The organism is Bounagaea algeriensis, assembly GCF_054491375.1.
This window is the reverse complement of the sequence record NZ_CM137102.1, coordinates 704796-717583: the sequence shown is the minus strand read 5'-3', so window position 1 is coordinate 717583 and position 12788 is coordinate 704796. Positions and strand designations below refer to the sequence as shown.

11 protein-coding genes are annotated in these 12788 nt (G+C 69.3%); 4 read left to right on the top strand and 7 right to left on the bottom strand.

Going from position 1 to position 12788, the window contains the following annotated elements:
- Window positions 1-16: 16 nt before the first annotated feature.
- A complete protein-coding gene (locus ACVGV2_RS03275; RefSeq protein ID WP_459164571.1) occupies window positions 17-1684 on the bottom strand; it encodes a class I adenylate-forming enzyme family protein in 1668 nt (555 codons plus the stop codon).
- 20 nt (window positions 1685-1704) lie between these two features.
- Window positions 1705-2673, bottom strand: a complete 969-nt coding sequence (locus ACVGV2_RS03270) for a cyclase family protein (protein WP_459164570.1) — start codon at window positions 2671-2673, stop codon at window positions 1705-1707.
- Window positions 2674-2912: 239 nt separating this feature from the next.
- Between ACVGV2_RS03270 and ACVGV2_RS03265 the strand changes: the two genes are divergently transcribed.
- The gene (locus ACVGV2_RS03265) at window positions 2913-3845 is read left to right on the top strand and encodes a TetR family transcriptional regulator (RefSeq protein WP_459164569.1); all 933 of its coding nucleotides are present in this window, start codon (window positions 2913-2915) and stop codon (window positions 3843-3845) included.
- Window positions 3846-3861: 16 nt separating this feature from the next.
- On the opposite strand, the gene ACVGV2_RS03260 is transcribed toward ACVGV2_RS03265, so the two are convergent.
- Both ACVGV2_RS03260 and ACVGV2_RS03255 read right to left on the bottom strand, forming a co-directional pair.
- A complete protein-coding gene (locus ACVGV2_RS03260) occupies window positions 3862-5469 on the bottom strand; it encodes a long-chain fatty acid--CoA ligase (RefSeq protein WP_459164568.1) in 1608 nt (535 codons plus the stop codon).
- A gap of 288 nt (window positions 5470-5757) precedes the next feature.
- Window positions 5758-6120 (bottom strand): DUF2267 domain-containing protein, encoded by a 363-nt coding sequence (locus ACVGV2_RS03255; protein ID WP_459164567.1) that lies wholly within the window; start codon window positions 6118-6120, stop codon window positions 5758-5760.
- Between the two features lie 263 nt (window positions 6121-6383).
- Here ACVGV2_RS03255 and ACVGV2_RS03250 point away from each other — a divergent pair, with 263 nt between their 5' ends.
- Window positions 6384-6623 (top strand): hypothetical protein, encoded by a 240-nt coding sequence (locus ACVGV2_RS03250; protein ID WP_459164566.1) that lies wholly within the window; start codon window positions 6384-6386, stop codon window positions 6621-6623.
- 294 nt (window positions 6624-6917) lie between these two features.
- On the opposite strand, the gene ACVGV2_RS03245 is transcribed toward ACVGV2_RS03250, so the two are convergent.
- Both ACVGV2_RS03245 and ACVGV2_RS03240 read right to left on the bottom strand, forming a co-directional pair.
- Window positions 6918-7109 carry a hypothetical protein gene (locus ACVGV2_RS03245; RefSeq protein ID WP_459164565.1) on the bottom strand — a complete coding sequence of 64 codons (192 nt, stop codon included), beginning with the start codon at window positions 7107-7109 and terminating at the stop codon, window positions 6918-6920.
- 233 nt (window positions 7110-7342) lie between these two features.
- Window positions 7343-7825: a Dps family protein gene (locus tag ACVGV2_RS03240; protein WP_459164564.1), complete on the bottom strand. Its 483-nt coding sequence runs from the start codon at window positions 7823-7825 to the stop codon at window positions 7343-7345.
- A 180-nt stretch (window positions 7826-8005) separates the two neighbouring features.
- On the opposite strand from ACVGV2_RS03240, the gene ACVGV2_RS03235 reads away from it, so the two are divergent.
- Together ACVGV2_RS03235 and ACVGV2_RS03230 are read left to right on the top strand one after the other, a co-directional pair.
- Complete coding sequence (locus ACVGV2_RS03235; protein WP_459164563.1) at window positions 8006-9142, top strand: AI-2E family transporter; 1137 nt, start codon at window positions 8006-8008, stop codon at window positions 9140-9142.
- A gap of 57 nt (window positions 9143-9199) precedes the next feature.
- On the top strand, window positions 9200-10384 hold the full coding sequence (locus tag ACVGV2_RS03230) for a hypothetical protein (protein WP_459164562.1): 1185 nt from the start codon (window positions 9200-9202) through the stop codon (window positions 10382-10384).
- A 54-nt stretch (window positions 10385-10438) separates the two neighbouring features.
- Here ACVGV2_RS03230 and ACVGV2_RS03225 read toward each other — a convergent pair whose 3' ends face one another.
- Window positions 10439-12787, bottom strand: a complete 2349-nt coding sequence (locus tag ACVGV2_RS03225) for a glycoside hydrolase family 65 protein (protein ID WP_459164561.1) — start codon at window positions 12785-12787, stop codon at window positions 10439-10441.
- Between the last annotated feature and the right edge of the window lies 1 nt (window position 12788).

Genomic DNA, 12788 nt, shown 5'->3' with positions numbered 1-12788 from the left:
ACCGTTCGCCGCCCCGTCACGCCTGCTCTTCGCGAGCCCGGAGTTCGCGCCGCAGCAGCTTGCCCGTCACGGTCTTCGGCAGTTCCTCGAGCACGTCGACCTGCCGCGGGTACTTGTACGCGGCCATGCGCTCCTTGCAGAACGCGACGAGTTCCTCCGAGCGGGCCTGCGCACCGGGGCGCAGGCTGACGAAGGCCTTGACCGTCTCGCCGCGGTACGGGTCGGGAACGCCGACGACCGCGGCTTCGCGCACGGCCTCGTGCTCGTAGAGCACGTCCTCCACCTCGCGCGGCCAGATCTTGTACCCGCCCGCGTTGATCTGGTCCTTCTTGCGGTCGACGATGTAGAACCAGCCGTCCTCGTCCATGTAGCCGACGTCGCCGGTGTGGAACCGGCCCCCGCCCATCGCCTCGGTGGTCTCCTCCGGCTTGTTCCAGTACCCGGGGGCCACCTGCGGTCCGGAGGTGACGAGCTCGCCGACCTGACCCGGCGGCAGGTCACTGCCGTCCTCGCCGACGATGCGCACCACGGTGTCGTAGACGGGCACGCCGACCGACAGCGCACCGGAAGCACTGTCCACAGGGGCCGTAGCACCTAGCGGAACCCCGTGCGAGGGCGAGGTCGTCTCGGTCAGGCCGTAGAAGTTGTGGATGTAGCGGCCGAAGGTGTCCTCGAACGCCGCCACGGTGCTGGGCGGGATCGGCGCGCCACCGGAGAACACCTTGGACAGGCTCGTCAGGTCGTCCTCGGCCGCCCCGGCGACGTTCATCAGCGCGATGAACACGGTGATCGAACCGATCGTGAAGGTGGGCTCCTCCTCCCGGATCGCGTCCAGCGCCACCTCGGGGTTCAGCCGGTGCATGAGCACCAGCGGAGCGCCGGTGAGCAGCGCCAGGGCGGCGTGCCCGACGAGTCCGGTGATGTGGAACAGCGGGGCCACGGCGAGGATGACGTCGGTGGAGCCGAGACCGATCCAGTCCCGGTAGGTCTGCGCGTTGAACACCACGTTGCGGTGCGTTGTCATCGCGCCCTTGGGCGGGCCGGTGGTGCCGGAGGTGTACGTCAGAAACGCCACGTCGTCCGGAGCGGGGGACACCGGCGGCGGCGAGTGGCCGCGGAAGCGCCGCAGCAGGTCGGCCATGTCGACCGTGCCCTCGCAGCCCCCGATTTCGACGTCGCCGAACACGCGGTTGTCCCCGCGCGTCTGGTACTCGAGTTCGGACGTGGTGACCACGGTGCGCACCGGCGTGTTCGGCACGACGGAGGCGGCGACGTCGCGGTAGAGCCCCTGCAGGCACACGAGCACGCTCGCGCCGGAGTCCTGCAGCAGCACGTCGAGTTCGCGCTCCCGGTTCATCGGGTTGACCGACACCGCGATGCCGCCGGCCTTCCAGGTGCCGAGCTGGGCGATGACGAACTGGGGGTTGTTCTGCGTGTAGAGGGCCACCCGGTCGCCGGCGCGGAAACCCGCCTCCGCGAGCAGGCCTGCGGCGAACGCGTCGCTGAGCTCGTCGAGCTCGCGCAGCGTCAACCGCCCGTCGAAGTACCGGATGATCTCGCCGTCCGGATTGCGCCGCACCGCGGCGGCGAACATGGCGACCGCGTTGTCGTGCTCGAGCTCGATCCCGGCGGGTTGGTCCGCGGGATAGCGCGCCAACCACGGCTTGTCGTCGTAGACGCTCACGGCTGCTCCTCAGCTGCCCCTCAGCGGATGGCGATCGGGTTCACCGGGGATCCGGTTCCTTCAACGACTTTCAGCGGGGCCGCCGCGTAGAGGAAGCTCCACCGGCCGTCCCGCGCGCAGGCCTCGGCGAGGTCGTCCAACCAGATCACCTCGCTGAGCAGCACGCCGAGGTTGCGCATGAGCGCGCAGTGCAGCGGCAGCATCACCCCGGTCTCGGGCTCCTTGGTGACCTCGTTGGCGATCGTGTCCGTGACGAGGTTGGGAATCTCCTTGTCCCGGAACCACTCCACGAGTTCGCGCGAGTACGTCAGGCCGGGTTCGAGGAAGTTGTCGTAGAACTCCTCCGGGGTGGTCTCGTACCAGTAGCCGATGAATCCGGTGCGGATGAGCAGCACGTCGTGCTGCTCGATGGACACGCCCTGCTCTTCGGCAGCGGCCCGCAGGTCGTCGTGGTCGAACGTCTCGCCCTTGTCGAGGTAGCGCTTGCCGCGGTGCCGGGCCATGTCGATGAGCACGCCGCGGCCGACGACGCCCTTCTCCGCGATGGGCAGCACGGAAGCCTTCGACAACCCGCCGACGGTGGTCTCCGCGTCGTAGCCGTTGTAGATCTTGCCGTCGTACCAGACGTGACCGAGCGCGTCGTACTGCGAGGAGCCCTGCAGGAAGATCCGCGCGACGTCGTCGGCGTAGTGCAGGCCGCCGGGGAAGTCCGGTGCTCCTTCCTTGTCCGGGCCCCAGCTCGATTCGTCGAGGATGTTCTCCCGTTCGATGCTCTTGCGTCCGGGAAAGACCGGATCGCCCTTGGGGTGCCCCATCGGGGTCTGCAGGGTGAACACCTCGCCGGTGCTGATGTGCCGCACGCCGCGCAGCACTTCGCCCGCGTCGAGGTAGTTCAGGCAGCCGATCTCGTCGTCGGCACCCCACTTGCCCCAGTTGTGCGGGGCGTCGGCGCCGAGTACGTCGCGCATGGCGGGGGAAGAGTCGGACATCGGTGGGCTCCCTCAGCGGTTGCTGTGCGATGGCACGGGCTCATCGCGGCACGGGCCCGCTCGCGGCGACCCGTGCGCTGTGCTGGTTGCTAGATCGTCCGATCGTTCGCACGGTGAGCTGTTTAGCTATGGTGTGCATCACGGACGCGGTTGTCAATGAGCGTTAACCGCGCCGAAGACGTACTCGCTGAACCGGGCGTGTTTAGAATAAATAAACACCCGTTCGACGAAGGGGGCGCATGGCCACCGTCGACGCCGACCGCACAGAGGACCCCGGCGCGCTCGGCGCGCACGTGCGCCGAGCCCGCCTGCGGCGCGCCACCAGCCTCCGCGCGCTGGCGGAGGCGGTCGGCGTGAGCCCGGCGACGATCAGCCAGATCGAGCACGGCCGCACCGCGCTCAGCGCCGTGCGGCTCGCCCGCATCGCCGAGGCCCTCGGCACGACCGTCGCCGACATCCTGGAACCCGCCGAACCGGAGAGGGCGGCCGCACCGGCGAGCCCCGCCGCGCGCACCCCGACGACACGGGGGGAACCGACCGGCGGTCCGACAGCGCCGGCGCGGGCGGACGAACAGCACATCCGGCAGTGGCGAACCTACGAAGCGCTCGACTTCGACCCCGTGCTGCGGGCCGCGCTCGACGAGATCCTCGCCATCGGCTACCACGGAGCAACCGTGCGCAGCATCGCCGCGCGCAGCGGCCTGTCCGTGCCGGGCCTCTACCACCACTACGCGAGCAAGCAGCAGATGCTGCTGAGCATCCTCGAACGCACGATGGGGGAACTGCTCGCCCGCGGACGCGCCGCGCGTGCGGAAGGCCGGGATCCCGTGGAACGGTTCGGGTTCCTCATCGAGCACCTCGCGCTGTTCCACACGCACCGCCGCGAACTCGGTTTCGTCGGCGCGAGCGAAATGCGCGGTCTCGACGATCCCGGCCGGCGAGCGATCGCCGCGATGCGCACCACCCAGCAGCGCATGGTCGACGAGGAGGTCGAAGCGGCCGTGCGGCAGGGGGATTTCCGCGACGACCACCCGCTCGAAGCGGCCCGCGCCACGGTGACCATGTGCACCGCGCTGGCGCACTGGTGGCGCCCCGACGGACCGTTCACCGCGGAAGAAACCGCCCAGCAGTACGTCGGTTTCGCGCTCGCACTGATGAGCCGCTGCCCCTGAATCAACACGGCGAGGTTCAGCCGATGAGCTCCTCGCGCAGGGTCTTCTTGGAGAACTTGCCGGTGCTCGTCTTCGGCACTTCGGCGACGAAGCGGATCTCGTCGGGCAGCCACCACTTGGCGACCCGCTCGCGCAGGTGCGCGAGCACCTCCTCCTCGCTGAGCTGCTCGCCCTCTGCCGTGACGATGCAGGCCAGGGGTCGTTCCGTCCACTTGTCGTCCGGTTTGGCGATGACCGCGGCCTCGGCCACCCTCGGGTGGGCCATGATGTGATTCTCCAGGTCCACCGAGGAGATCCACTCGCCGCCGGACTTCACCAGGTCCTTGGTGCGGTCGACGATGCGCACGTAGCCCGAGCGGTCGATCGTGGCGACGTCACCGGTGCGCAGCCAACCGTCCTCCGTGAACGCGTCGGAGTGGTCCTGCCCGTAGTAGGCCGAGGCGATCCACGGGCCAGCGGCCTGCAGCTCGCCGATGGACTCGCCGTCCCACGGCAGCTCGCTGCCGTCGACGGCGTCCGCGATGCGCAGGTCGACCAGCGGCACCGCTTGACCTTGGGTGGCGCGGACCTCCGCCAGGGATCCCGCGTCGAGTTCCTCGTGCTCGCTGCGCAGACCGGCGACGCTGCCGAGCGGGCTCGTCTCGGTCATGCCCCACGCCTGCGTGATCGGCAGGCCGATGGCCTCGCGCCAGGCCTCGGACAACGACTGCGGCACGGCCGAGCCGCCGCCGATGACGGTCCGCAGGCTGGAGACGTCGTACTCGCCGAGCTTGGGCAGCATGCCCATCCAGATCGTGGGCACGCCGGCGGTGAGCGTGACCCGGTGCTCTTCGATCTGCTTGAGCAGCGCGTCCGGTTGCATGGCGGGACCGGGCAGCACGAGGTTCGATCCGGCGGCCACCGCGGCGTACGGGATTCCCCACGCGTTGACGTGGAACATCGGCACCACGGGCAGGATCGTGTCGCGTTCGCTGACGCCGAGCGAGTCCGCGGTGAGGCTCATCAGCGAGTGCAGCACCGTCGACCGGTGCGAGTAGAGCACGCCCTTGGGATTGCCGGTGGTGCCGGACGTGTAGCACATGGCCGCCGCCGTGTTCTCGTCCGGTACGTCGAAAAACCCTTCGTGGGGCGTGGATTCGGCGAGCAACCGCTCGTAGTCGCGGATCCGCGGATCGTCCGGGACCTCCGCGTCGCTGCCGTCGTCGAGCACGACGAAGTGCTCCACGGCGGTCAGCTTCTCCGCCACCGGCCACAGCACGGGCAACAGCGAGCGGTCGACGAAGATCGCGCGGTCCTCGGCGTGCTCGACGATGTAGCTGAGCTGGTCGGCGAACAGGCGGATGTTCAGCGTGTGCAGCACTCGGCCGGTGCACGGAACGGCGAAGTACAGCTCCACGTGGCGCTGCGTGTTCCAGCCGAACGTGCCCACCCGCGCCCCGGAGGGCAGGCCCAGGGTGTCCATCGCCGTGGCGAGCCGGCGCACCCGCTCTGCCCACTGCGCATAGGTGTTCGACACCTCACCATCGACCCGGGCCGTGACGATCGTCTTCGAGCCGAAGTGCCGCTCGGCCCGGTGGAACAGGTGCGGCAGGTTCAGCGGGCGGTCCTGCATCAGTCCCTGCATCTGCGTCTCCGTAGTCGCTCGGGGACGTGGCTCGGCCACGGGTGACGTGGTGCACAGATTTCCAGCAGGATAAACGGTTGGAGACACCACACCGCAAGGCCACCGTTGCGCCCAGCCCGTTGCGCCCCGAGCGCAACGGACCTGTTCGCCGCCCGCACGCCCCGAGCACCAGCTGCCCGCGCTCGACAGCGGGCGGAGACGAGCTGCGCGAAAACCACCGGCGAAGGCCTACCCCACCGGAGCCCGCACGGCACCGCTCACCCGGTTGCCGAGGGGTCGCGCTCGGCGTCACTGGAACAGCGCGGCGTATCCGGTCGGCAGCTGCGCCCGCAGGTCTTCGATCTCGCCCTCGGAAACGAACCCGGCGATGGTCCCGAGGACCGCCTGAGCGTGCGAGAGGGCCTGCTCCGGGCTGCACCCGCGCCCTTCACGGTCGGCCACCCGCCGGAGGAAGTCGTCCAGGTCATCACCGGTCTCGTCGGCGCCGACGTGTTGCAGCAGCGGCTCCTGCAACTCCTGCGGCAGCTGACTCGCCAAGTCCCGAGGTTCGTGCCCGGCGAGGCGCTGGCCGATCGTGGCCAGCACGATCTTCGAAGCCTGATCGGCGTGGTCGCGATCGTTGACCCCGCTCTGGTCGCTGACGACCGACAAAAACTGATCGTATTTCACGCTGACGCCCTCCCCGTCTCGCCGAGTCGTGGACCGGATTCTCGGCGCACTGCTCCGGGAATCCCATGCACTGCTGTGGATACCCGGTGCACCGCGCCGGGAAACCCGAAGTACCGCAACGCGCGCGTCTCGCGCCGCAGACCGCAACCTCGCACCGCGGTCCGCGGCGGTGGGAGGGACCGCCCGCGGTGCGCTGGATGGCAGGCTGGTGACACGCAACGGCACGTCCGCAACGAGGAGTTCCGATGAACGAGCACGCGGCCGGCGACTGGGTCACCACCCCGGACGAGCCGGACTACGACGAGGAACGGGTGCAGGAACGCGCACAGCTGCTGCCCGAAGAGGAGACCGTGGGCAGCACCGACCCCGAAGAACAGGCCCAGGCGATCCTGCAGGAGTCCGAGGAGCGCAGCGCGCAGGCGGAAACCGACGCGCGCACGCACGACGAGCCGATCGAGCGGCACGGCCACGACACTCCACTGTGACCGGTTCCTCCCAGCTGCCCCAGTCACCCGCCCGCAGCGGGCAAACCAATCCGCGGACTCCCTAGCGCGCGGATTGGCGGTCGGTTGCTTGGTCGCACCGTTCGCCAGGTAAGCGGCGGAGCCGCTTCCTTTTCCGTGCAGGCAGGCCGGGCTGCCGGGGGTTCTCAGGCGTTGCCTCGCGAGGACAGCTCCGACGTTGTGTAGGTGGCTACCCGATGTCGGGGATCCCGGAGCGAGGCAGCGCCTGAGGTTCTCCCACCCGACCCACAACGCCAGCCAATTCGAAGCACTCCCTTACGCGGAGCCCGCGGCGTTGCGCTCCCGGAAGGCACGCCCGTGCTCCTCGTTGCAGAACGTCAGCACGACGTCCTCCCCGCTCTGCTCGTCGTACTGCCGTTCGTAGTGCGCGTTGTCCCGGTCCACGGTGTTGCCGCACCAGTCGCACGCTTCGACGACGTCACCGTACTCGCGTGGTTCTCGGTTCATCGCGCTCGCTCCTCCTGCTGCTGACGACTGCGGTGTTGTGCGCTGTCCGCACGCTGCTCGGCAGGGCCTGCGATCCGGTTCCGCCAGCCCTGCGATCCGGGTCTGCCCGGGGAGTACCCAGCCGTCCAACGCGGGTCACATCCGGTGCGGAACGACAGCGCACATCCGCGTGCGGCAGCCCGCCCGGTGCGCGAGCCTGCCCGGGTGCACGCGCCCGGCCGGGCGCGCGTGGCTCATCCGGCGAGCTGGGCCTGCCACATCCAGTGGGCCTTCTCGAACTCCCCGCTGATCCGGATCAGCAGGTCCTGCGTCACCGGATCAGCCTTGTCCATCTCGCCGATCCGCTCCCGCAGCCGGCTGATCACCCCGGCCAACGAGGTCACGACCGCTTCGATGACCTCCTGGTCGTTCTTCCAGCCGCCCTCGAGCGAAGCCAGCTCCGAGGTGTTGGCGATGGTCCGCGCGCGGCCGTCCGGCGAACCACCGAGCGCGACCGCGCGTTCGGCGGCTTCATCGGCGAATCCGCGCGCTGCCGTGACCAGCTCGTCGAGCTGACGGTGCACCTCGCGGAACTTCGCGCCCACGACGTTCCAGTGCGCTTGCTTCCCCATCAGGTGCAGGTCCACCAGATCGACCAGGCTGGCCTGCAGCACGCGGAGAGCAGCTTCCTGTTCGGGCTCGTTCAACGGACTCGTGATCGCGGCCTTCTCGGTCATGCTCGAACCTCCTCGCAGCACTCCGATCTCGCTTTCCACTCCCCCGCGTACCCGTGATCGCCGGGTTCCATAACGAACCGCAGGTGTGATCGCAGACACGGCTCCATCCACCGCGCCACCAGGTTTCGACACCGAGCGGCACGAGGTTTCGACATCGACTCCACCGGGCATCGAGCACGCGTGAGCAATCGGAATTCGAACAACGACCCCGCCCGGAGTTCGGTGTTGCACGCGGCCGCGGCGTTCTGCGCCCGCTGGCTCGTGGTCGCAGCGGCTCTGGCCGTCGTCGGGTGGGTGGCAGTGCAACTCCTCGTCGTCGTGCTGCCCCTGGTGGTGGCCCTCTTGCTGGCCGCTCTGCTGGCGCCCTTCGTGCGCGGCCTGACCCGGCGTGGCGTGCCGCGCAGCCTCACCACCGCCCTGGTCGTCCTCGGTGGTGTCGCCGCCGTGGCGGTGGTGGTGATGTTCGTGGTCGGGTCGTTCATCGCCAACATCCCGGTGCTGTCGCAACAGCTGGCCGACAGCGTGCAGCTGGCGCGTTCCTGGGCGGTGCACGGACCGTTGAACATCGATCCACAGCAGCTCACCGGCCTGCAGCAGCAGATCACGACGTGGGCGGGCAACAACCAGCAGAGCTTGGCCCAAGGCGCACTGGCAACGGGATCCACGGTGACGAGCGTGCTGACCGGGATCTTGCTGACGCTGTTCGCCCTCGTGTTCTTCCTGCACGAAGGCGAGCGGCTCTGGAACGCGACCTGCCGCATCGCACCCGCCGCTCAGCGCCCGCGCATCCTCGAAGCCGGCCACCGGGCCTTCACCGCGTTGGCCGCCTTCATGCGGGCGACCACCGTCGTCGCCGCGGTCGATGCGGCCGGGGTGGGCCTCGGCCTCGTGCTGACCGGTGTGCCGTTGGCGGGCCCGCTCACGGCGCTGGTGTTCATGGGCGGATTCGTCCCCGTGCTGGGCGCCGTCGTGTCCGGGATCGTCGCGGTGTTGGTGACGCTGGTGACCCAGGGGCTGGTGCCGGCGATCATCATCCTGGTCGTGGTGGTGCTCGTGCAGCAGCTGGAGGGCAACGTCCTGCAACCCTGGTTGCTCGGAGACGCCGTGCGGATCCACCCGCTGGCGGTCGTTTTCGGCGTCACCGGTGGAACCACCCTCGCCGGGGTCGTGGGCGCCCTCGTGGCCGTACCGCTGATCACCACGGTGCACAGTGCGGTGACCACGTGGACTCGACCCGAGTCCGGTGCGAATGCCAGCACCGACTCGGCCGCCGAATCCTCGGAGCGGGCGCGGCACGCCCAGCACGACCACCGGTGATGCGGAACAATGCCGAGGCACGGTCGGCTGTTGTCCGAACGACAGTAGGAGCCACCCGTGGATCAGGACGACCCGCGCGACGACCAGAACGGGCGAGCGAACGAGCAGGAGGACCCGCGCGACGAGCAGCACGTGCAAGCGCGCGAAGGGGAGGGTTCCCGCGTGCTCGGCATCGTCGCCGAGCCGGACATGCCCACCCAGGTCGGAACGCGCCTGGCCGCGCAGCTGACGGACTGGCTCGACGAGAACGCCGGTGGCGAGTGGACGATCGAAGTCGTCTCCGAACCGCTGACCGCAGGTCTGACCGACCGCGAGACGTTGCTGCAGAACATGGAAAGCTACCGCGCGGAACGCGAGTGGGTCTACGCGATCTGCCTGACCGACCTGCCCGTGCTGCTGCGCCACCGCCCGCTGATCGCGAGCGTCTACCCTTCCCGCAGCGTGGCCCTGGTGTCGCTGCCGGCCCTGGGCGGGATGCAGCCCTACCGCCGGATGCGGCAGATGCTGATCCAACTGCTCGAGGAGTTCCAGCACGGCGGTGAACGGGCGACCGCCGCCTCGAGCAACCACCGGCTCTACAGCTGGCTCACCAACGCGCTGGCGCCGGTGCACCGCACGAGCAGCGACGGCGAGGAGGGAGTGCTCTACACCGCCAACCGGGCGAGCGGATGGTTGCGGCTGCTGTCCGGCATGGTGCGCACCAACCGCCCGTGGCGCTTGATCTTCGGGCTCTCCCGGGCCCTGGTCGCCGCCATCGCCACCAGCGCGTTCGGGCTCTCCTCCAGCACGATCTGGCAACTGGCCGACAGCCTGCCCGCAGCGCGGCAGGTCCTGGCCGTGCTGTTCTCCGTCGGCCTGCTGGTGTTCTGGCTCATCGCCGCGCACGGACTCTGGGAACGCCGCGGGGACACGGGCGCGAACAGGCTGCGCCTGCTGTACAACAGCTCGACCGCGATCACGCTGTCGATCGGCGTGGCCGGCCTGTACCTGGGGTTGTTCCTCGTCAACCTCGCCGTGGCCACCATCCTCGTGCCCGCCTCGGTACTGAGTTCCACCCTGCAGCACCCGGATTTCGTCAGCACCTACGTCAACTTGGCCTGGGGGTTCACCACCATGGGCGCCGTCGCCGGCGCGCTGGGCTCGAGCCTGGAATCCGACCGCGCCGTGCGCCAGGCCGCCTACGGCTACCGCGAACAGCAGCGCCGCGCCCAGCACAGCGACGACTCCGACCGCAGTGGCTGACCACAGCAGTACCTGATCAACCCCAGCGCCTGGGCGGCGAAGCGTTGCGGAACTTCAACGCCGCGCCCGCTCCCGTGGTTCCTTTCCGGGCGGCTGCACCACGGTCGGGGTTTCGTGTTCCACCGCCGGGATCGGGAGCTCCCGGGGGCTCGTGGTGTCGACGGTGACCGGTTGCCCGTGGTGGGTGATCTCCAGCGATTCGCCGCCGAGCAGGCTGTAGGTGGCGGTCTCCTGCGTGATCTCCACGACGAGCCTGCACCCGCGGATGCGCATGCCGAAGCTCACCGCGTCCAGGTTCGCCGGAAGCCGCGGGGCGAAGGTGATTTGGCCATCGTGGTCGCGCATGCCGCCGAATCCCGCGACGAGCACCATCCACACGCCCGCGAGCGCACCGATGTGCAGACCGTTGCGGACGTTGCCGTGGATGTCTTCCATGTCGGTCAGCATGGTTTCGACCAGGTACCAGTACGCGAGGTCGAGGTGCCCGACCTCGGCGGCCAGCACCCCCTGCGTCGGGGACGACAGCGACGAGTCGCGCACCGTTCGCGCCTCGTAGTAGGCGAAGTTGCTCGCCTTCTCGGTCGGTGTGAAGGCATCTCCGCGCAGGTGCATGGCCAGCACCAGATCTGCCTGCTTCACCACCTGCTTGCGGTACAGGTCGAAGTACGGGTAGTTGAGCAACAGCGGGTAGTTCTGCGCGGGGGTTCCGTCGAAGTCCCACTCGGCCTGCTCGGTGAACCCGTCCGCCTGCGCGTGCACGCCCACGGCTTCCGAGCGGGGGATCCGCATCGCTTCGGCGGCCCGGTGCCATTCGGCGCGCTCCGCCTCGCTGACCGCCAACTCCTCCGCGATGGAGGGCCACGCGTCGCACGCCCGGAGCGCCTCGCGGAGATTCCGCTGCGCCATCAGGTTCGTGTAAGCGTTGTTGTCCACGATCGCCGTGTACTCGTCCGGACCGGTCACCCCGTCGATGCGGAACGCTCCGGACGTGTCGAAATGCCCGAGGGAACGCCACAACCGGGCGGTTTCCACGAGCATCTCGGCGCCGTAGTCGCGGTCGAACTGGGTGTCTCCCGTCGCGTGCACGTAGCGCGCGACCGCGTCCGCGACATCCGCGTTGACGTGCATCGCCGCGGTGCTCGCAGGCCAGTAGGCGGAGCACTCCGCACCGTTGATCGACCGCCACGGGAACGCGGCACCCTCCTGCCGCAGCACCGCAGCGCGGTGCCGAGCTTTGTCCAACGTGGAGTAGCGCCAGAACAGGGCGTCCCGCGCAGCACCCGGCATCGTGTACGTGAGGACGGGGAGCACGAACGTCTCCGTCTCCCAGAACGCGTGCCCGTCGTAGCCCGTCCCGGTCAACCCCTTCGCCGGGATGCTCCTGCTCTCGCCACGAGCTCCGGCCTGCAGCAGCTCGAACAGCGCGAACCGCACGGCCTGCTGGGCCGTGTCGTCCCCCTCGATGCGCACGTCCGCCGACTCCCAGAAGTCGTCCAGGAACTGGCGCTGCTCGGACAGCAGGCCCTCCCAGCCCGTCTGCAGCGCGCCGGTCAGGGCGGCTTCCACCTGGGAGCGCAGCGCCGGGATGGAGCGCTGCGAGGACCAGCCGTATCCGAGGTACTTCTTCAGGCGCAGCCGCTGCCCGCGCGGCACGTCCACCGCCACGGTCATCCGTGCGAGGTCGTCCTCGACGTGCATCCGCTTGCGCATGCCGGCCGGCGCGTCGATCTCGTGGTCCATGGCGGCGGCCATGCGCAGTCCGGAATTGCTCGTGCGATGCACGAGCACCGCGCGCTCGTGGTCGGACGCGTAGAACTCCGCCGCCAACGGGTGCTGCATCGCGGCGGCGACGCGCGGATCGGTGCTGCCCGACTCGATCGGCTCGTTGGCGAGCAGGTCGGACTGCACGACGAGCTGCAGTTCCTCGTCGAGCGGCTCGACCTCGTAGCAGATGGCGGAAACGGCCCGCTGGGTGAACGAGACGAGGCGTTCGGAGCGGATGCGCACCCGCGTACCGGTCGGCGACGTCCAGTCGGTCGTTCGGCGCAACGTGCCGGTGCGGAAATCCAGCACGCGCTCGTGGTGCTCAGTCTGCCCGTACCGCAGGTCGAGCAGCTCGTCCCCGACGAGGAGCCTGATGATCTTCCCGTCGGTCACGTTGATCATGGTCTGCCCGGATTCGGGGTAGCCGTATCCGGACTCGGCGTACGGCAGCGGGTACTCCTCGTGGAAACCGTTCAGGTAAGTCCCGGGAATCCCGCGGGGCTCCCCTTCGTCCAGCGTGCCCCGCAGACCGATGTGCCCGTTGGACAGCGCGAACATCGTTTCCAGGCGCTGCAGCGCCTCGATGTTCAAGCCCTGCCAGCGGTACCGCCACGTCGCCGCGTCGTCCTGCTCGTGCACT